The organism is Anaerobiospirillum sp. NML120449, from assembly GCF_023051105.1.
Taxonomy (GTDB): Bacteria; Pseudomonadota; Gammaproteobacteria; order Enterobacterales; family Succinivibrionaceae; genus Anaerobiospirillum.
The window spans coordinates 26,315-47,814 of sequence record NZ_JALKIL010000010.1 but is presented as its reverse complement, the minus strand read 5'-3'; the positions used below and the strand labels follow the sequence as shown (position 1 = coordinate 47,814).

Below are 21,500 nucleotides of genomic sequence, written 5' to 3'. Positions count from 1 at the left end.
ATGGATTTAGCTGCAATTCCTCACAAAACCATCGTTCACGAGAAGCTCCACGATGCCCAGATGCGTGAGAACCTTACCAGTGCCATGCATACCCTCCAGGGCAACCGTCTGAAACTCATTGAGAACAAGTTCGAAAACTGGCAGGGCCTGCGTGACCGTGCCCGTCAGGTTAAGAACAACGCCCTGATGTCTCTGCAGGAGCGTATCGAAGAGTTCGAGAGGAATGCCACCAAAAACGGCATTCAGGTGCACTTTGCCAGCACCGATCAGGACGCCTGCGAAATCATCTATCAGATCATGAAAGAGAACAACGTGGACAAGGTGCTCAAGGGCAAGTCCATGGCCTCTGAAGAAATCGGTCTGAACCACTACCTCAAGAAAAAGGGCCTCAACGCTGTTGAGTCCGACCTGGGTGAGCTCATTCTCCAGCTCAATGATGAGCCTCCAGTACACATCGTAGTACCTGCCATTCACCGCAACCGCTACGAAGTAGGTCAGATTTTCCACGACAAGCTGGGCGCTCCTCTTGAGTCTGACATCGAAAAGCTCAACTCCATTGCCCGTGGCCACTTAAGAAATCAGTTCCAGCATCTTAAGATGGGTATCTCCGGCGTCAATTTCGCCATCTCCAAGGAAGGCGCAATCTGGCTCATCGAGAACGAAGGCAATGGCCGTATGTGTACCACTGCTCCGGACATCCACGTAGCTATCTGCGGCATCGAAAAGATAGTTGAGACCTTTGAGGATGCCGCCACTCTGGTGCACCTGCTGACCCCTTCTGCTACCGGTCAGTTCATCCCAACCTATAACAACATTATTTCCGGTCCACGTAAAGAAACCGACAAGGACGGTCCTCGTCAGATGCACATTGTGATCTTCGATCACAACCGCACCTCCATGCTCCGTCACAAGGACTTCCACGAAGCTCTGCGCTGCATACGCTGCGGTGCCTGCATGAACTTCTGTCCTGTTTACGACAAGATCGGCGGTCACTCCTACCGTACTACTTACCCTGGCCCAATTGGTGAGGTTATTTCTCCTAACCTCTTTGGTCTTGATAAGACAGGTGATGTGCTTACTTTCTGCTCTCAGTGCGGTCGCTGCTCTGAGGTATGCCCTGAGAAGATCCCTCTTGCCGATCTGATCCGTGAACTGCGTGCCTATAAGGTAGGTCAGGGCGAAGGTCAGATTACCGGTTCTGAGAACGTCAAGGCCAGCGCTTCCGAGCAGTTTGCCTTCAAACTCTTTGCCAGGGCAGCTACCAACGGTGATCTGTGGCGTACTGCTTTCTCACAGGCCCACATCTTCAACCCTCTGGTCAAGGCTTTCGGACCTGTGCTTCCTGTTGCCAGAAGCTGGGATGCCTACAAGCAGTTACCAGACGTAAGCGGCAACTTCTACAAGAAAGTACAGAAGATCGAGGGAGTTAAGTATGAATGATGTAATTGCGCAGATCTCCAAGCGCAGCCGTGAGGAAATCTTAAAGCGCGTCAGTGAGGGCTACAAGAAGCCTGACTTCTGCCGTGTTGAGACTCAGGACCCTGTTGTTCACATTCAGATGGAAGAAAATCTGATTGAGAACATGAAGACCAATATGACCAACAACAAGTTTGTGGTTCATGACATCAAGCCTGAGCAGCTGTACGACACCATCAATTCCATTACCAGAGAGCGCAATGCCAGGACCCTGGTCTATCCAAAGGACATCGGCATTGACCTCAAGCGTGTAGAGTCTGCAAGCCAGCTGTGCTTTGACACCGCCATTGAAGACATCAGAGATCAGGTATTCAATACCGACTTCTCTATCATCAATGCTTTTGCCGGTGTGGCCTCCCATGGTGTTGCCTGCGTGGTTTCAACTGAAAACCAGCCTCGCATGCTGTCTCTGGTTACCCCTACCTGCATCATGCTCCTCAAGAAGGAGCGTGTGGTAAAGAGCCTGGTTGACGCTCTGCACAAGGTCAAGAGCGAACTTGATGTACTGCCAACCAACGTACTGTTCATCGCCGGTCCGTCCCGTACTTCCGACGTTGAGCTGGTTACCGTATTCGGCGTACACGGCTCTACTCAGGTACACCTGATCCTGTACTAATAAGAAGATTACTTCTGTCTTATTTAAAAGCTCAGCATGTCTCATGCTGGGCTTTTTTAATGGATCCAGGCCCTGCGGGTCCGCCGTCAACGTGCTGCACCTGCTGCCGCCTGGCGGCACAGCAGATCCCTGTGCCTTAGGCTCCGGGCCGAACGGTCTGATTTGTACAGGTCGATGCAGCATTGCAGCTGTGAAAAAAGGTCCGGTCAGGACCACTTTTTGTCCTATAATGGCCTCGCAGGACGGGGAGCCGTTACTGCAGGAAATGGGCGGTCTGAGCCTGCAGCCGAGGCTGCAGCTGCCGGTCTGGAGCCACAGGGGCCTTAGGCGCCTGAGGCGCATGCCCGGTCGGCAGAGCCCATGAACACAGGCTGATCATCTTTGACGGGAAGCTCAAGGAACGAAAATGCAAGATACTCAACCAACAAACGGACAGAAAAAAGCCGATAACCACCCTCATCCACCTATTGGCAATCTGCTGTTACGCACCATGACCCTGCCACGTGACACCAACCCTGCCGGCGATATCTTTGGCGGCTGGATCATGTCACAGCTGGACATTGCAGGTGCTATCCTGGCCCGAGAAATTGCCCATGGCCGCGTCGTCACCGTAGCTGTTGATGCCATGAACTTCCTCAAGCCTGTTGAGGTGGGTGATGTGGTCTGCTGTTATGGTCACTGCTCCAAAGTAGGCCGTACCTCACTTAAGGTTAACCTTGAGCTGTGGGTCAAAAAGATCTACGACGATGAAACAGCCGAGCGCTACCTGGTTACCGAAGCCAGCTTCACCTACGTAGCTGTAGATGAAAACGGCCGTCCACGCCCTCTGCCAGCTGAGGCTCATGAAATTGCCCAGCGCGGCATCGATGCTGCCACAGCCGGCCTCAAGGCCGATGGCACCATACGCAATAACAGCTGCTCATAACAGCGCACAGCGTCGCTGCGCAGAGCAGCGCATTGCCGTTACCCGGCTCCCGGGAGCAGAGCCATAGCTCTGGCCCAAAACAAAAAGCCTGATCGAAGTACATCCGATCAGGCTTTTTGTTTTATCAGGCTGCCCTGCAGGCAAGCCCGGCCATAATGGCCACGCCTTGCTGCTGGCAGCGGCGCTGCCGGCGCAGGCACCGCTGGCGCAACTGCGGCCGCAGCTGACGCTGGTGCAGGCGGAGACGCTGCCGGCCAACTGAGGCCGCAGCTGTAGCAGGTCAGGATCTGACGTCAGTGCTGGTCGCGGCCACAGCCGATTTTGATTTCACCAATGTGATTGAACATGCATTCAATAATGCACTGGTAGTAGGAAGCTGAGTGGGTCAGATTGTTCTGACGCATCTGAATGATAAGACCGAGCATTGTGGACTGAATGTATACGGCAGCCAGCTCAATGTCGGTATCAGCAGGCAGCTTCTTTAAGGTCACAGCATTGCGCAGGGCATCTTCGATGCTGATAAGACGCAGATGAATGAGCTCTTCAAGCTGCTCACGGGCCTCGTGACTGATATCAGAATGGATAATGCTCTCGAAAATGGCCATTACTGATGAGTTAAAGAATGACTTGGAGTCCTCATTAAAGTGCATCATGGCCCACTTCTTAAGCTGACCTAAAGGATCAGCCTGAGTCTCATGGGCAGCTGAGGCCAGGGTAGACACCAGGTTGAGCTTGCGGGCCTCCTCCTCAAGCAGGGATGCCAGCAGAGCTGTTTTGTTCTCATAATGCCAGTAAATAGCACCACGGGTCACACCAGCCTCTCTTGCAATATCAGTAAGCGAGGCCTTGTTGAAACCCTTATTGGCAAACACACGCTGAGCGGCCATCAGAATGTTGTTTCTGGTCTCCATGGACTCAGCAAAAGTTTTACGTGGCATATTCCGCACCTCAAAAAGAGCAAAGAAAACCTGAGTTGGCGGAAAAAAATTATAACATACATTCATGTATGTATGAAAAGGTGCTATAATTTTCCCGCCCAATAATTTATTATTAGCAAGCAGGGAACACCAGGGCCGCAGTCCTGAATTCCGTCCCTTAAATAACGCATTTATGCTGCACTAAAGTGCAGATGCGTCTGGCAGCGCCACCAGGTTATGCCGCTGCCCTGTCATGTGATACATTCACAATAGAGAAAGCATCATGCTTACCGTAAATATAGATACGGCTGGCTGATGCTTTTGTTGTCTTGGACAAGCGATAACTTTCATGATGATTTAAACTGTAAGTAAAACATCAGCAAGTGTGTATCCATGCCATTTCTGAGTCAGCTCTCTGCTGATCTCATCACTGCGAAGGAAATTTCTTTGAGACAGGACTGCCAGGGGCAGTAAGCGTCTCATATCAGAGGCTCATGACCATCAAAGCAGCATCTCTGCCCGGTCACAAGGCGCACGGTAGCGCCCTCTACCATGCCTGAAAATAAGCGATAACAGCATTTTTTGGTTCACAAGGGGACACATTCAGCCTCTGTTACATACATCCGTGCATGTATGTTGTATACAGGCCAGTGCTGCTGCCATGGCAGCACGTGGCCTGCGGGCGTTTCCCGTGCAAGACGGGGAACTGGTTCAACTGCGTTCAGGACTAAGAACATAATCAAAGTGCCTATGTTCAGATCCTGAATATCACAGCTGTTTATCATCAAAGCATAAGGCTGCGCTGCCGGGTACAGCCCTCAATGACAGGCAAAGGCCCTCTACGTGCCTGAGTCCTGCCTGAGGCAAGGCCCCGGTAAGATGCTCAGGCCCTGCAGGCTCAGGGCTCATGAGGGGCAACAGGCCCGGTGGAGTATTAAAACAGTTATCTGAACTGTCGCATGCGTGAGGCCATGAGCTCACAACTGAGGCAGAGTGCCCCACCTGTCAGACCCTGCTTTTTTGATAAATCACCCATGTACTGTCATGACCATCAGACCGGCTCTCTCAAATGGCTCCTGCCCCTCAATGGGCTATGCCCTGTTGTGAGTGCGGGTCTAATAGATCACGGCCGTAACATTCCACCTCATTTTTTAAGGATTATCAGGTATGTTCCTGTCAAAGGTTAATAAAAAGCATCTTTTGCCAAGTGCACTGGCACTGGCCATTATGCTCACAGGATGTGGTGAAGCCCAGAAAGCAGGAGGTCCTCAGAGTCTTCCTGTAGACGTTTTTGTCGTCAAGACCATGGAAGTTCCTGTCGTCTCCAATCTGACCGGCCGTGTCAGCGCCACCCGTCGCGCCGAAGTCCGCCCTCAGGTTTCAGGCATTATCCAGAAGCGTCTTTTCGTTGAAGGCTCTACTGTAAACCAGGGTGATCAGCTATATCAGATTGATCCGGCTATTTATGAGGCCCAGGCTAACAGCGCTCAGGCCAACCTCAGGAGCGCTCAGGCCAGCCTGTATACAGTCAAGTTAAAGGCTGACCGTTACCGTCAGCTCCTGCAGCAGAAGGCCGTGAGCAAGCAGGACTATGATGATGCTCAGGCTGCCTATCTGCAGGCCGATGCTGCAGTTAAGGCTGCTGAGGCTGCCGTTGAAACTGCCAACATCAATCTTGCCTATACCAAGGTATATGCTCCTATCTCCGGTCGTATTTCCAAGTCCAACTTCACTGAAGGTGCTCTGGTAAACGCCCAGCAGACCAACCCTCTGACCATCATTCAGCAGCTTGATCCCATGTACGTTGACCTCGGTCAGACTGTAGAGGATCACATGGCTCTGCGTCAGGCCATGGCATCAGGCGTATTCAAGAACGCCGACGGCAAGGCTCCTGTTGATATCTACTTTTCCAATGGCACCAAGTACGCTCACCAGGGCCAGCTTGAGTTCTCAGACGTAACCGTTGATGAGACCACCGGCATGGTTAACCTGCGCGCTATTGTTCCTAACCCTGACCGTCAGCTGCTGCCAGGCATGTTCCTGCGTGGCGACCTGCACGAGGGTACCCTGCCAAATGCTATTGTAGTCCGTCAGGATGCCGTGATCCGTGAGGCCGGTGGTCTGAGCTACGTTTACATCATCGATGACAAGGGTCTGGCTCAGCGTTCCATCGTCAAGATCGGTACCGAGTATGAGGGTTACTTCGTTATCACCTCCGGTCTTAAGGTAGGTGACAGAGTAATCAGCTCCAATCTGCAGAAGATTCGCTCCGGCGCCCCTGTAAGCGAGGTTAAGGCCGAGCAGAAGCCTGCTGAAGGTGAGGCTGCTGCCCCAGCCAAGGCCGGCTAAGCACGTACTGGACAATACATTCAGATCTGAAGGGGGCGACATCAGCTGATGCAGCCGTGGCCATAAGCCACATGACCTGCAGATCTGGGAGAACATAATCTTTATGGCACGTTTCTTTATCAATCGCCCAATCTTTGCGTGGGTTATTGCTATTGTGATCATGCTGGCCGGTCTCGTATCCGTATTTACTCTGCCGGTATCACAATATCCAACTATTGCTCCGCCTGCCGTATCCATCCGCGCTTCCTACCCAGGTGCTGACGCCAGCACTGTAGAGCGTTCGGTTACCCAGGTAATTGAGCAGAACATGACAGGCCTGGATGGCTACATGTACATGTCAGCATCTTCTGACTCTTATGGTAATTCCTCCATTACCATTACCTTTGAGCCAGGTACCGATGCTGATATTGCTCAGGTTCAGGTACAGAACAAACTCCAGCAGACTCAGTCTCAGCTGCCTTCTGTAGTACAGCAAAACGGTGTGAATGTATCCAAGTCCACAGACGCCTTCCTTATGGTTGTGGGTCTTAGCACCAAAGATGCCGAGCACACCAGTACCGACCTTGCTGACTATATTTACGCCAATATCCGCGAGCCTCTGGCCCGTGTACAGGGTGTAGGTGATCTGCAGGTGTTCGGCTCCGAGTTCTCCATGCGTATCTGGCTGGACCCTGAAAAGCTCAACAATCTGGCTGTTACAGTAGCTGAAGTAAGCAATGCCATCAAACAGCAGAACGCCCAGGTAACCTATGGTTCCCTCGGTGGTACCCCAGCTGTTCCTGGCCAGCAGTACTCCTACACCATCACCGGTCAGAAGCGTCTTGAGAGCGTCAAGCAGTTTGAAAACATCCTGCTGCGCGTTAACACCGACGGCACCATGGTTCGCCTCAAGGACGTAGCCCGCATTGAGCTGGGTTCTGAAAGCTACCAGATTAAGGCTACCTACAATGGTCAGGTATCCACAGGTATTGCTATCCGTCTGGCTGCCGGTGCCAACGCTCTGGATACTGCCACCCGCGTTAAGGCTCTGATGGTTGAACTCTCCGAGTACTTCCCTGACTGGATTCAGCTTCATTACCCTTACGACACTACCGAGTTCATTAAGGTATCCATTACTGAAGTATTTCATACTCTGATTGAAGCAGTGGTTCTGGTGGTACTCATCATGTACCTCTTCCTGCAGAACTTCCGCGCTACCTTAATTCCGTCCATTACCGTTCCTGTAGTACTGCTGGGCACCTTTGCCATCATGGCCGTACTGGGCTTCTCCATAAATACACTGACCATGTTCGGTATCGTACTGGCCATCGGTCTGCTCGTTGACGACGCCATTGTGGTGGTAGAAAACGTAGAACGTATCATGGAGGAGGAAAATCTTCCTGCCCGTCATGCCACCATCAAGTCCATGGATCAGATTACCGGTGCTCTTATCGGTATCGCCCTGGTGCTGTCAGCCGTATTTATTCCTATGGCTTTCTTCGGTGGCTCTACCGGTGTTATTTACCGCCAGTTCTCCATCACTATCGTATCTTCCATGGTGCTGTCCGTACTGGTAGCTCTGATTCTGACCCCTGCTCTTTGTGCCACCATGCTGCAGTCCAAGGAAGAGCGTGAAGCTGTTCCTGACAACAAGCTGCTGGCAAAGACCCATGCGCTCACTCAGCCCCTTTTAAAGCCTGTAGAAAAGTTCTTTGAGTGGTTCAACCGCGCTTTTGATACCTTTACCCACTCCTATCAGAAGCACGTAAGCAAGGTAGTTCACCAGCTCAAGCGTCAGGTTGTAGCCTACCTGATCATCTGTGGCGCTCTGGTTTTCTGTTTCCTGCGCATTCCTTCATCTTTCCTGCCAAACGAAGATCAGGGTGTGCTGATGGCCATGGTTAACCTGCCTGCCGGCTCTACTGTAGAGAAGACAACCGGCACTCTGAACAAGATGATTGCCTACTTCAACGCAGCCGAGTCCGAGAATATCGAATCCATCATGGCTATTACCGGCTTCTCTTTCTCCGGTTCCGGCCAGAACGCCGGCATGGCATTCATCAAGCTGCACGACTGGTCCTTAAGACAGCGTTCAGATCAGCATGCTGACGCCATTGTTCAGCGCTCCTACATGCCTTTAATGGGCATTCGTGAGGGTCTTGCCTTTGCCTTCAACCTGCCAGCCATTCCTGAGCTGGGCGTAGCTTCCGGCTTCGACCTCTACCTGCAGGATAACGGCGGTGCCGGTCACGAAGCTCTGACAAAGATGCGTCAGGAATATATCTACGCTGCCCAGCAGTCCAAGCTGCTGATGCAGGTACGTGCCAACGGTCAGGACGATACTCCTCAGTTCAAGCTGAGCATCGACTATGAAAAGGCCCTGGCTCTGGGTCTGTCCGTAAACGACATCAACACTACTCTGTCTACTGCATGGGGTTCTGCCTATGTCGACAACTTCATGGAGAGATCCCGAGTAAAGAAGGTGTTCCTGCAGGCCGAGGCCGATGCCCGTATGAACGAGCTTGACCTCAACAAGTGGTATGTACGTAACAACCAGGGTCAGATGGTACCTTGCTCTGCATTTATCACCACCTCATGGGATTACGGTTCACCACGTCTTGAGCGTTTCAACGGTGTAGGCGCCATGAACATCCAGGGTGCTCCAGCTCCTGGCGTATCCTCAGGTGAGGCCATGGCTGAAATGGAGCGCATTGCCAGGGAAATCCTGCCAGCCGGCTACGGTATTTCCTGGGCCGGTACCTCCTTCCAGGAGCGTCTGTCCGGTTCTCAGGCTCCACTGCTCTATGCTGTATCCCTGCTGATCGTATTCCTGTCACTGGCTGCTCTGTATGAGTCCTGGTCCATTCCTTTTGCGGTAATGCTGGTTGTGCCTCTGGGCATTATCGGTGCCGTGCTGGCCGCTCTCATTACTCAGTACCTGCCGGTACAGACAGTACTGTCCAATGACGTGTACTTCCAGGTAGGTCTGCTCACGACAGTAGGTCTGTCAGCCAAGAACGCCATTCTGATCGTAGAGTTCGCCAAGGAGCTTTACGACAAGGGTTCCCGTCTGTCAGATGCCGTTATTGAGGCTGCACGTATCCGTCTGCGCCCAATTCTCATGACCTCCGCCGCTTTCGTGCTGGGTGTTCTGCCACTGGCAGCTTCCTCCGGTGCCGGTGCTGCAGGTCGAAATGAAATTGGTATCTGCGTAATCGGCGGCATGCTGTCAGCTACCATTCTGGCTATTTTCTTCGTGCCTGTATTCTTCGTGCTGGTAATGCGTTACTTCACCAAGTACATCCCGGCCGATCAGAAGAAGAAGATGGCCGAGGCAGAGGAAATCCGCATCAGGGAGCGCCAGCAGCGCGCACTTGAGGCAAAGAAGGGTCTCCCACCTCAGTAATCACAAGATACCTGATAATCAGGGACAGGCACTTGGTCCCTGACTCATGTAACTCAAGCGCAGCTCCGGCTGCGCTTTTTTTATCCCCAAAATCCCCAGCCGCCTGCCAGTCTGACAGCCAGCGGGCCGCCTGACAGCCAGCGGGCCGCCCGCCAGCCCGCATGCCAGGCTGGCCACCTGCGCAGGGCCTGCGCGGAGCTGCTGGCTGCCGTCGTGCTGTCGCTTGGCCCGTGGCACTGCCCTGGCGTGCTGTGGGTTCAAACGTAGTAAGCGCACCACAGGGGAGCCCCAAAAATATGGCGCGTGCACCTGACTGGCCCTTTAACTTACATAAGCGCTGTATACCGGCTGTTGCTGCTAACGTAGCAGGCAGGCATTACTTGTAAGCATGGTGCCTGACGTTCCCGAAGTGACGGCCCGCGAGGGCAGTGCCTGATACAGACAGACACCAATACAGGGTCTGTTTATACGATTGCGACATGTTGTTGTATGACAAAGATTGTCACTGCAAGGCTGCTTCAGTGGGTTATGCTTAACAGCAACAATGTTTCTTACATCACCTGGACAGCGCACCTGCGAACACATATGCGGGAACTGCAGCGTCTGTTACGGGTACAGGAGTTATCAATGGCCGGCTTAAGTGTTAACGAAAGTTTATTTGTCATCGACATGGACGATACCTCTCCAAGCATCCTGCCTGTAGGCGAGATTCTGCCAGACGGTATCAAGATCGGTGTTGATCGCGATCGCGGTGAGCAATTTGCTTTCTACGTAAGCGAGGATGGCCGCTGGGATATTCTGGCTGCCCGTCCAGTACTGGCCGAGCGCTGGGTAGCTGAGGGCTATCTGCCAAAGAGAGCTTTGCAGATTCACATAGATGAGACCGGCGAGATCGACTGCTACCTGCTCATCAGTCCAAGCTCCCACATTCTGCTGCGCATGACTGATGCCCGTGTCTACAGCAGCCGTTACTATGCCCACCTGGTAGCTACCACTATCTGGAGCTCCCGCAACAAGGATCACGACATCAACCTGCGTGACGGTATCCTGTGCGAACTGTATGGCGTAGTACTCCCTACCTACACCAGGACTCCAAAGTTTGCCGATATCACTCTGCTCAACAACGCTCTGCGGGGTCAGTATGCTGAAGAAGATCTGCGCCGTCCTTCTGACTTCAGCGATGGCAATGGCGGTCTGAGCCGCATGACCTTCAACGAGAGCCTCAGGAAGGTTGAGATGGAGCCTGATACCATTGAGCCTTACTTCCACACTGGTGAGCTGGTTGATGACTTTGTTCAGATGGCCCCGGGCTCATTTATTACCGGCCCTCTGGAGCTGCGTAAGGAATACCAGATTTTTGCCACCGACTCTGACGTAGTTCTGCTGGCCATGTCTGCAAAGTGGGCCGAAGAGCTCATCGAGCGCAAGCTGCTGCTCAACATGGACCTCAAGAATGTTCAGCTGGGTCGTGAAATGATCAAGGTTATGGCCCTCTCACGCCGTCAGGCTCTTGAAGCCTTTGACAACCGTCACTTCGGTGTTACCCAGCAGGATGTCTACGACATCGCTCTTGCTCTGTACCGCGCCCGCAGAAAGATGCCAGAGGCCTCTTTCAAGGATGCCCTGTATGTTCACTCCCTTGGCCTTGTACTGCCAGTGCGCTTTGAGGGTGGCGACCGTGGCGAGGACGTACAGCTGCTGCGTGAAGTTATCACCACCGGTCCATTCGCTCAGGGCCCATTCCTCACTGACGTACTGACCACAGCCATCGCCATAGTCAACTCCAACTAAGTGAAGGCAACAGCAAAATCATCAGGTCTCCCGATCCATCGGACCCCGGATCGGGCACCGGCCAATCTGAGCGCCGCAAGGCGCTCATTTTGTATGTAGCCACCCCGGCCTGTGCGCCGGCCTGTGCTCCTGCCGGGCCCCGTCGGATGCCCGGTCTCCGACGGGGCCCACCGGCCTGCCAGTCTGGGCACCATGACCCCGGTCTGGTCCAGGCCTTTGCACCAGCGTCTGGGCAACAGCCCGATGGGCGCGCCAGTCAGGGAATGGCTGTGTCTGCATACACTTACATGTATCTATGCAAAAGACTGCAAAAAAAAGCCAGGTCCACGAATTTCATTACAGGCAATTTTCAGATCAGAAAGTACTGTGAGCTGATATAATCCCAAAGCTCAACAGCCGCTGCACACAGCTGAAAACATGCTGTTTAAGGCTGTGCCAGCCAGAGAAAAAGCGCTGAAAAACGGCCTGTCCATGCCCTGCAGATACAGGTAATCCGCCCACGGAAACCTGATAATCATTTGCAGCTCTCTGACCAGTGATTGATTTTTCGTACAATTGTATCTTGTCAAACGTACTGTTGAAGTACGCCTGGTAACAGAGATTTCTGCGCTGTTCCGGCTTTTTTGTCGGTCATCTGCAGATGGAAAACATAAAACCTGAATATTTCCGGTCAATGATTTCCCCCCACCTGCCCTAAGTCTCATGGTAATGAGGCAACGACCTTTGACTCAAGAAGGGTTGGGCATAACATCCGGCATCAGCATGCACTTTGAGGGCTCAAAAGAGCTGACAACAGCATTTAGCTGTCGGGCTTAAACAGAAAAGAACAACTCTGCCATTAAGTCTGATGGTTCTGATGACTATGCCCGGATGTATTGAGCACCATAGATTGACTTGTCCTGCTTTCATGGACCGCGCCACCCGTAAAGGGTATGAGCTGCACCCTCTCATTGCCGGACTGTTAAGCGCCTGAGTGATTCAGCGCGCCCTGCTCTAATTAATTTGACCTCCTTTCATATACCTGAAAGAAGGCAGTCCAGAGGGCTGCCCCTGCCAGACAGGCAGGCAGCAGCCATGGCTGAGTCTGCAGTGTGCAGACTTATTAATTGTTTAGCCGTCTTAAGCTAATCTGGATCTTTTCCTGACGGGAACCTCTGCGTAAGGAGCGCAGAGCTGAAGTTATGCTGTGTTACAAGACCACTGACCTCAGATCCCACGGAGGCATGATAAAAACGGCCCCGGAAAATCCAGTTCACCGGCACTGCAGTGCTGATGAATGACCAGTCTGATCGATGGCTCTGTTATTGAAGGCAATTTTGGTATGAAGAAAATAGGTTTATTCTACGGAACCTACACTGGCACCACCGGCAACGTTGCCAAGCGCATTGCACAGGAGCTTGGTGAAGAGTATGTTGATCTGCACAATATCAACAGCGATGGTGCAATGATGGATCAGTATGACTACCTCATCATCGGTACCTCCACATGGAGCATTGGTGAGCTTCAGGAAGACTGGGACGCATTCATGCCACAGCTGGAAAACATGAAGTTTGCAGGCAAGATTGTTGCTCTCTTCGGTACAGGCGATCAGATTGCCTACCCTGACACCTTCCTTGACGGTATGGGTATGCTCTACGAGACCTTCCAGTTCCGTGATGCCAAGTTTGTAGGCTTCTGGCCAACCAGCGGCTACGATTTCACCAGCCCGCTGCCATTATTCAACCACGACAACTTCGTAGGTCTGGCCATTGACGAGGACAATCAGCCTGAGCTCACCGACGAGCGCATCAGAGAGTGGTGCAAGCTGATTCGTCCGGCTTTCGGCCTGTAGTAATTATCTCAGGATAATTCCAGAGCCCCGTCAAAATGCCAAAGCCCCCTTAAGACGCGATCTTAAGGGGGCATTTTTTTTACCTGCAGCAAAGCAACCGTCCGCAGACCATATACAGATCAGCAAGACCCTGCCCTGATCTGCAGATAGCTGACCAGGCTGCACACCATGCACCTTTGTGCAGACCACGGTCCCCGTCGCCCAGGCGCCCAGGCGCTGACCGTGCCCGGCACGGCCCTGCCTGTGTCCAGGCGGACGACGACTCGAGCTGGGCCCAGGACGCAGTCCAGGGGGCGGAGATGTCCGGTGATGCCAGGTTCAGATTATGAGGGCTTGCATTTGTAGATGAGGTTAGAGATGGGGATGGGATAGGGATGGGATGGGATGGGATTAGGTATGTTGGGGGAAATTTTGGTGATCTGGGGATGCAGGGGCTATGACAAAGCTGATATCTATCGAATTTAGCGGTATGTTTTCAATTCTGACTAGATACATCATGCAGAAATAAAAAAACCATCTTACGATGGCTGTTTTATCTTAAATGGTGCGAAAGGAGGGACTCGAACCCTCACACCTCGCGGTACTAACACCTGAAGCTAGCGCGTCTACCAATTCCGCCACTTTCGCATTTAAGTTTTTCTGCTTGATGGTGACCCCGATGAGATTCGAACTCATGACCGTCAGCTTCGGAAACTGATACTCTATCCAACTGAGCTACGGGGTCATGCGTCTATCGAGCTGTTATCAAGCTTTGTGACTGTTCAGATTAAGCTTTGCAGCTTTTTCAGGGAGGTCACCGTCCCTTGGTGTGCGCATATAATACTGTTAATTAATGACCTTGGCAAGCGCTGATCAAAAAAAATTTAAAATTTTCTGAGCATACCCTTAACACTCCCACTCAACAGGCAGTGTTTTTTCAGGAAAACCACCGGGAAAAAGCTGATTTATATGCCTCTTTTCTTCACAACAGCCCGCATAGGGGCGTCATTTTAATAAAAATTAACGTTTGCTGACGATCGCGGTCAGAAAGTTTGTTTTTAGTGCCATAATTGTCGGGCTAAATTATGATGTTTTCCTTTATTTATCGGAAAAATCATCCGGACTGCCTCTGATGGTCACCGCCGCCTGAAAGCAAAAGAAGATTTTTTGCACTATTTTGGTGAAACTTTCCATCAAAAGTCCGATTTCCTGATGGAAATAAGATGGAGCCGTATGCGACAGCTCATTTTTGTCCAACGAAAACTCCCGAACAGATTTTTCCCGAAGTAATTTGAGTACAAATAATGACCAACCTTTCCTCTGACTTTCTTAAGCTCTCCCCTGATGTTCAACAGGAACAGCTCGAGCGATTCAAGGGCGTATGTGCCCTTTACGGCTATGAAGGTTTCTTCCGTCTGCAGAACTCACATGTAGTCGTGATAGGCAATGGAGGTGTAGGTTCCTGGATAGCCGAGTCCCTTACCCGTACCGGTGTAGGCTCCATTACCCTTATCGACTTTGACAATATTGAGCTGTCCAACTCCAACCGCCAGCTGCATACCCTGAGCTCCACCATTGGCCAGGGCAAGTCTGAAACTCTGGGCCGTCGTCTGACCGATATCAATCCTTATCTCAAGCTCAAGGTCATGCAGGTCCTCATTAACCGCCATAATGTAGGAGATGTGATTGCCGAGGCTGTCAGAGTTGCCCCTGAGGTATTAAAGAACCTGCCACGCCCTGAGCTAAGAGATCTGCCTGATCCTCACGTACTGGCTGCCAACAAATACCGCCAGTGCACCGGTGCTGTTGATGCAGCTGATGCCATTACCCCTGAGCTGCCTCCTAATATCTTTGTAGCCGAGGCCATTGATGACCTCTTTGCCAAGGCCAGCACCGTAGACTATCTGCACCGCGCCCGTATTCCTGTAGTCTCATCAGGCGGTGCCGGAGGCCGTATTGATCCGTCACGCGTACGCATTGCCGATATCACCGAGGCCCGTGGTGACCAGCTTATCAAGCGTCTGCGTACCGAGCTGCGCCGCAATTATGGCTATCCTAAGGGCCTTGATGAAAACGCCCAGCCGCGCACTCCGCAAAAGAACCGCCGTATACATAAGAAAGCTGATGAGCGATTCAATATTCTGTGCTCATTTTCAGATGAAAAGCCGATGCGCGCGGCTGATCGCATGAATACTGATGTCTCCCCGGAGGCATGGGGCATTGTCAATCCGCCTAAACTTCCGGGATTTGGTGCATCCAACACTGTTACTGCTACAGCTGGATTACTGCTGGCATCCGTTATAATAAGATGGATTGTGGGTACCAGAATCTCACAGTAGCTTTGTGCAGGCATCAGGAAAAATCATGTACCGTGGCCCTGCGCGGGCCTGTCATTATTAATGGGCACGGCCCTGAAAGTATGTCCTGAGGCGGGCAGCACCAGCTGCCGGCCTCAGGACATACGGCTGTTATCTGCGCCTGTTTTTCCAGGCATTAACAGCCGGCACATGGCGGTATCAGCAATATCTGTGACCCGACTGATACATATTTTTCCCGTCCTCAAAGACACGGCCCTGCTGCTGTATGCACATATATAAGCAGAGCTCCGGAGCACAATACCGGTTTATCACACGAAGGAAATGGTTATGGCCAAGCCACATAAGAATCCCTCTGACAAAGAGCTTTCCGCAGAATCCATGGAGGATATCAACTCCATTTCCGAGGCTGACTTTGCCGGCATTACCTCTTTGAGCGCCACTCCCGATCAGATTGCCCAGCTGCGCGCCACCCGCAACAATGGCCAGCCAGGTGCTGCTCCATGGAACAGCTCACTGCCACCTCTGAGCAACCCTCTGAGCTCCATGAGTATTGATCCTCTCAATATTGCTCCCCTTGATAATCTTGAGGGAGCTCAGGGCTTTGCCCAGCAGAAATCAAGAAATCCCGGCCCTCCACGCCAGGTGGCAATTGAGCTGCCTCCTGAGGTTCTTATGGCCGAGCAGCAGTTTGCTTCATCACGCAATGCCGAGCGTAACGGCTTTAATGGCCATGGCAGCATGAATGGCGGCATGGGCGGCACCATGGGCAGCGCCATGGGCAGCATGAACAGCGGCATGGGCAGTGGCATGGGCGGCATGCCTCAGGACGCCTTTGGCGCTGCTGGCATGCCAGGCCATATGCCGGGCAATATGCAGGGCATGCCGGGGGCCGACATGGGTGCCCGTCAGGGCATGCAGGGTCAGTCCATGGGCATGCCTGGTCAGCCTGTGGGCGCAGCACCGGGCAGTTTACCGGGCATGGAAGGCCAGCCTGACTTTTTCAGCTCCTCTGCCGGTATCGACAGCAGTGGCCTGCCTCCTTTTGCCCGTCAGTCCATGCAAAATGACATGGCTTCCCAGGGCGCCTTTAATCCTTTTGGCCAGCCAGACAATCAGGGCATGATGCAACAGCCGGGCATGGGTATGCCTCAGGGCATGTCATCCCAGCCAGTGTCACAGGGCATGCCTGGCTTTGGCTCCATGGGCTCACAGGCTCAGGGCATGGTTCCTGACATGGGCATGCACCAGGGCATGATGTCTCAGAACAGCAATCAGAACATGCAGGGCCTTATCTCTGATCAGAATATGTATCAGGGCATTGGGCAGCAAGGAATGAATCCTCCAGGCATGGCCCCTGGCGCTATGGGCCAGCCTGGCATGGGCCCTGGCGTCATGGCACCTGGCGGCTCCATGGGGCAGCCGGCCTTTGGCCAGGCAGGCATGGCACCTGCCGGTATGGGTCAGGGTGGCATGGCTCCGGGCGGAATGCGCCAGGATATGATTTCGGCCGTGCAAAATGCCCTGACCGGCGTTCAGAATATGGCTTCCATCAAGCCACCACCTGCAGTTCACCCTCTGCACGCCCCTGACAGTCATCAGGGCGCCAGCCACAGCGCTCCTGGATTTAACACTGACAGCATGAATTCCGCCGGTCAGAATAATGGCTTTGGCAATGGCAATGGCAGTGCTCCTGGCAGTGCCTTTGGCAGTGGCCCTGGCAGCGCATTTGGCAGTGGCCCTGGCTTTAATCAGCCACCGGGCACAGGCGTGCAGCCATCACCTTTTGGCGATCCTTTCTCTGATCCTGCCTTTATTGCAGCTCAGAGCATTCGTCCTGCTTTCTATGGCGATGAGCCCGAGCGCAACAGCTCTCCTGGCCGCAGCCAGTCCCGTGACAGCCGTTCAGACGATGCACCTGCCTACATCACCCCAGGCGTAAAGGCAGCTGCCCGTCGTAATGGCCGCATGGAAAATGACAGTGACGAGGAAGGCCGTCTCATACCTTCACCTTATATTGCTGACCGCGATGAGATTGAGCGTCGCACCCGTGAGATTTACGGCAATGACAATGAAGGTGACTCACCAGCTGCTCCGGTAAGCAGCGATGATGGTGAAGTTCACACCAATATCTTTGTCTCTGAGCCTGGCAAAAAGGCTCCTATTGTGCCTTCTTTCCTTGCCCGTCAGATGCGTCAGCGTGAGCAGATGCAGGCAGGCCCGGGCGGTCCGGCCGCTGGTGGCGCAGCTGGTGGTGCAGCTGCAGGTCATGCCGGTGGCAGCGCACTGTCTGGCAATATTCCTCCAAGCACCGAGCACACCAACATCATTGAGCACACCGGCCCTGCCGTAAGTGCCGAAAGCGACTATCCTCTGCTCAACCCTAAGGCTCCGTCTACCCTGATCAACGGCTTTGCCTATGACTTCAAGGGCAAGAGCCAGGATGAGGTACGCTCAGGCCTTGATGAAATTATTTCTGCTACCCCGCCACTTCCTGCTGACCATGTGCAGCAAAATGGCGGCTCAATTCTGGCAGCGGACATGGCTCAGGGCAGCCAGTATGACCGTGCTCTGCGCGCCTACAGAGACAAGAGCCAGGTAAGTACCCTTATTATGGGCAACCAGCCGTCTCGTAATGCTCCATGCCCTGGCGGCAGCGGTAATATCACCACCGTGATTTCCCATGGCACTGTAACTCCGCCACCGGGCACCCTGACCGCTCAGCCGCTGCAGCACAAGTCCACTACTCCGCTTACTGCCCTGATGTCATCAGGCGCCAAGCAGAGCAAGACCATCTTAAGTGACGCAGCCGGCCGCGTAATGACCGACAACTACGGTCGCATTACCCGCAAGATTAATCACGATAATACTGAGACCAATCACTCAGTACGTATTTCTGCCATCGACTTTTCTTTCAAGAGCCGCCCGGGCAGTGACCGCTCAGCCGAGAACCAGAATACAGCTGCAGGTTCAGGTGCCGCCGCTACTCCGGCCACAGGCTCCATCAACTTCAGCGATCTGCCAAGCGCCCAGCCTAAGATGACCTCCCATGAGGATCAGGACGATATCCTAATTGGATCCCTGGGTGGCCCGACTTCAGTTGACCTGTCATCATTCAACTCATCTGACCTGGGCAACCAGGCTGCCGGCAGCGGCAGCGCCTCTGATGGCCAGTCTGCTCTTAGCATTCTGAGCACCCTGGCCTCAGGCAAGGACAAGGCCGATGCCGGCCCGGCAACTGATGCTGCTGGCAGTGCCGGTGCTGCCGGTGCAGGTGCATCTGCAGGCACACGTACTTCAAAGGATACAGGCTTCAAACTGGTAGATGAGAACAGTCCTGCCTCAGCAGGCCACATGCCTTACTCCAGTCTCTTTGACAGTCCTGATGCCTTTGGCGGCAGTGGCAGCCCTCGCCGTGTCCGTCCGGATTTCTTTACTCAGGAAGAGCCTGAGATTGTCAAAATCAATCCTCTTGAGGAGAACTCCAAAGCTACCTCCAGGGTTGATACCTTAAGTGGCGATATCGAGCTGCCTGAGCTTACTGACAAGCGCGATCTCAAGGGCTTTGACGGCATGACCGAGCTTGCTGATCTGGGCAAGGCTCTGCGCAATATTGCAGATTCTCTTAACAGCCACACCAGCAGCCGTCTGAATTTCAATCCTCTGAGCAGCCCTTCAGCTGCTGACTCGGCAGCTGCCGGCAAGGCTGCAGGCAAGGACATTCTCTCTGCTCCGGCTGGCAGTGAAATACTGGGCAGCAACATTCTGGGCGGCTTAAGCCCTAAGACAGTGGAGATTGATCCTCCAGGCGTTACCGCTCCAGCAGCCACACCTGCTGCTGATCCGGCCGCTGCATCTGCTGCAGCCCCGGCTGCAGCTGCTCAGGCCGCTCCGGCCCAGGAGGCTGGCGCAAAGGACAGCCAGGCTGCCAGCCCAGCAGCCCCGGCTGCTCAGGCCGTGCCTGCTGCCCCGGCTGCGCCTGCCGCACCGGCTGGCGCCGCTGCAGCTGAGACTGTCAGTGCCGTGATGGGTGGAGCCCCTGTTGATCCTAAGGATGCATTCTCCAATCTCATGGCCACAGCTGATGCTGTCTTTGGCGCCTCCATGGGAGCTCCGGCTCCGGTAAGCGCCATTCAGCCTGCCCCTGTGCCAGCTGCAGTGCCAGCTGCCGTACCGGCGGCTCCAGCTGTGACTGGTGCAGCTGCGCCGGCAGCGGCTACACCTGTGGCCGCAGCCCCGGTTCTGACCGGTCCATGGGCTGCCTATCTGATGCGCTGCCGCAGCATGCTAAATCAGTGTCAGTACCTGGCTCAGTCGGGGATGAGCTACGCAGTATTTGAGCAGCACAATATCGGCTTTGATCCTTTCTGTACCATTCAGGATCCGGCTGTGCCTGGTGCTCCTTGTTCAACCTGGCAGGCTCTGACCATTCCTCTTGGCAATGACGGCTATGTTGTCTACAACAGCACAGCCATTTTTGGCTGCACCAATGGCGAGCCTGAGCGCCGCTACATGGGCACTCCGAGCTGCCTGAACCTGGAGCTTCTGAGCACCGGTACAGCTGCTGATACTCCTCTGTTTATCTGCAGCAATGAGCTTGATGCTCTGGCTCTTGAGAGCCTTGGCTGTAAGGCCATGTCAGCAGGTCTGCCTTATCAGGTAATGAGCGTGCTGACCACTCTGCAGCAGCTAAGCGCCAGCCGTGACATGCGCACTGTGCTTTGTGGCCCTGTTTATATCTGTATTCCTGCAGATAATCCAAACTGGGCACCGGCTCACAGTGCTCTTCTTTCTGCCTTTGGCGCTCTGGGCATTGAGGCTCAGGCCCTTGATCTGCGCTCTGGCTGCCCAACAGTCAATCAGTGCCTGATATTCAACCGCATGCAGTTTGCCGCCTCTGTAGGTCAGGTGCTATCTCTTGCAAAGCAGAACGCCCTGATGAAACAGGCTCAGGCAGCCGCTCCACAGGGCCTTGCACAGGGCGCTGCAGCCACTGCAGCCCCTGTTCAGGCTGCGCCTGCTGCTGTTGCTGCCCCGGCAGCTGCGGCTGTAGCTGCTGTTGCAGAAACGGCTGTGGCCGCCGGTGGTGCTGGTGGTGCCGCAGGCGCTATTGGCGACGCTCCTGTACACAGTGCAGCTCAGGCAGCCACCCAGGGGCTTATCATGTCCCTTGAAAATCTGGCCCGTATGGAACTGATTCCGGCTCTGTACAGTCTTAGCTGTGACTCTGAGGATCTGAGCAATCTGGTGATGGCCTCGCTGTTTGAAAACAGATTCAGCCCGCTTATCTACACTGGCAATATGCAGCAGTGGCAGCAGCTGAGCTCCATCTTAAGCTCCAGTCATGATCTGGTACGTGCTGCCCCGTCAGATCCATACTTCCAGGTAAATGGCTATCGAGCCCGTTTTGTAGAGCTTCCTGAAGAGACTGACGCTGCCTCGGTAACAGCTTTACTTACCTCGGCATTAAGCCACTGTCAGGCCTCAGGCTGCTCTTCGGCTCTGCTCATTGACACAGGCGATATGGACAATGAAACAGCTGCAGCCCTGGCTCCGGTACTGGCCCGTCTGGCCCGTGAGTTTAATGTTCCGGTCATGGCCTGGTGCTCCCCTGAGCAGGACAGCTGCTTTAAGGGTCTTACCCACCAGAGCATTACCATGGAGCAGCCAGGCCCGGCCCAGATTACCTTTACTGCCCATGACAGCACCGGCGCAGTTCATACCTTCTCAGCCGGAGGCTAAAGCACTGCCCATGGCAGTGCTCTCATAGCGCAGGAAAAAGGCATTGCTCAGCAATGCCTTTTTCTTTGGCTGCAGCAAGAGCGGTACTGAGGGCCGTCCGTGCAGCACTGTGCCACGGTTATGGGCCTGAGGCTTATGACGTGGCACTGTGCTCGTAAAGCTGATATTATCCGT

11 protein-coding genes and 2 tRNA genes are annotated in these 21,500 nt (G+C 53.7%); 9 read left to right on the top strand and 4 right to left on the bottom strand.

The window, feature by feature from the left end; all coding sequences use genetic code 11:
- From MXE41_RS04545 to yciA, 3 genes are all read left to right on the top strand, one after another.
- Positions 1-1,440: a LutB/LldF family L-lactate oxidation iron-sulfur protein gene (locus MXE41_RS04545; protein ID WP_246976040.1), complete on the top strand. Its 1,440-nt coding sequence runs from the start codon at positions 1-3 to the stop codon at positions 1,438-1,440.
- Positions 1,433-2,092, top strand: a complete 660-nt coding sequence (locus MXE41_RS04540; protein ID WP_246976043.1) for a lactate utilization protein C — start codon at positions 1,433-1,435, stop codon at positions 2,090-2,092. Before MXE41_RS04545 ends, MXE41_RS04540 begins: the two co-directional genes overlap by 8 nt.
- 406 nt (positions 2,093-2,498) lie before the next feature.
- The gene (gene yciA / locus MXE41_RS04535; protein ID WP_246976046.1) at positions 2,499-3,017 is read left to right on the top strand and encodes an acyl-CoA thioester hydrolase YciA; all 519 of its coding nucleotides are present in this window, start codon (positions 2,499-2,501) and stop codon (positions 3,015-3,017) included.
- Positions 3,018-3,310: 293 nt separating this feature from the next.
- Here the strand turns inward: yciA and MXE41_RS04530 are convergent, their stop codons facing one another.
- Positions 3,311-3,955, bottom strand: coding sequence for a TetR family transcriptional regulator (locus MXE41_RS04530; protein WP_246976049.1), 645 nt, complete (start codon positions 3,953-3,955; stop codon positions 3,311-3,313).
- A gap of 1,146 nt (positions 3,956-5,101) precedes the next feature.
- Here MXE41_RS04530 and MXE41_RS04525 point away from each other — a divergent pair.
- From MXE41_RS04525 to MXE41_RS04510, 4 genes are all read left to right on the top strand, one after another.
- Complete coding sequence (locus MXE41_RS04525; RefSeq protein WP_247099521.1) at positions 5,102-6,283, top strand: efflux RND transporter periplasmic adaptor subunit; 1,182 nt, start codon at positions 5,102-5,104, stop codon at positions 6,281-6,283.
- 103 nt (positions 6,284-6,386) lie between these two features.
- Positions 6,387-9,668 (top strand): efflux RND transporter permease subunit, encoded by a 3,282-nt coding sequence (locus tag MXE41_RS04520; protein WP_247099520.1) that lies wholly within the window; start codon positions 6,387-6,389, stop codon positions 9,666-9,668.
- 627 nt (positions 9,669-10,295) lie between these two features.
- Positions 10,296-11,459, top strand: coding sequence for a hypothetical protein (locus MXE41_RS04515; RefSeq protein WP_246976058.1), 1,164 nt, complete (start codon positions 10,296-10,298; stop codon positions 11,457-11,459).
- Between the two features lie 1,276 nt (positions 11,460-12,735).
- On the top strand, positions 12,736-13,290 hold the full coding sequence (locus MXE41_RS04510) for a flavodoxin (RefSeq protein WP_246976061.1): 555 nt from the start codon (positions 12,736-12,738) through the stop codon (positions 13,288-13,290).
- Positions 13,291-13,832: 542 nt separating this feature from the next.
- Here the strand turns inward: MXE41_RS04510 and MXE41_RS04505 are convergent.
- The 3 genes from MXE41_RS04505 to MXE41_RS04495 form a co-directional block, all read right to left on the bottom strand.
- Positions 13,833-13,917, bottom strand: a tRNA-Leu gene (locus MXE41_RS04505).
- 20 nt (positions 13,918-13,937) lie between these two features.
- Positions 13,938-14,014 (bottom strand) — tRNA-Arg (locus MXE41_RS04500).
- A 353-nt stretch (positions 14,015-14,367) separates the two neighbouring features.
- Positions 14,368-14,526, bottom strand: a complete 159-nt coding sequence (locus MXE41_RS04495) for a hypothetical protein (RefSeq protein ID WP_246976064.1) — start codon at positions 14,524-14,526, stop codon at positions 14,368-14,370.
- 47 nt (positions 14,527-14,573) lie between these two features.
- Here MXE41_RS04495 and MXE41_RS04490 point away from each other — a divergent pair, with 47 nt between their 5' ends.
- Both MXE41_RS04490 and MXE41_RS04485 read left to right on the top strand, forming a co-directional pair.
- Entirely contained in the window at positions 14,574-15,608 is a 1,035-nt protein-coding gene (locus tag MXE41_RS04490) for a ThiF family adenylyltransferase (RefSeq protein ID WP_247099519.1), read from the top strand.
- A gap of 306 nt (positions 15,609-15,914) precedes the next feature.
- Entirely contained in the window at positions 15,915-21,326 is a 5,412-nt protein-coding gene (locus tag MXE41_RS04485) for a hypothetical protein (RefSeq protein ID WP_247099518.1), read from the top strand.
- The last annotated feature ends 174 nt before the right edge of the window (positions 21,327-21,500 follow it).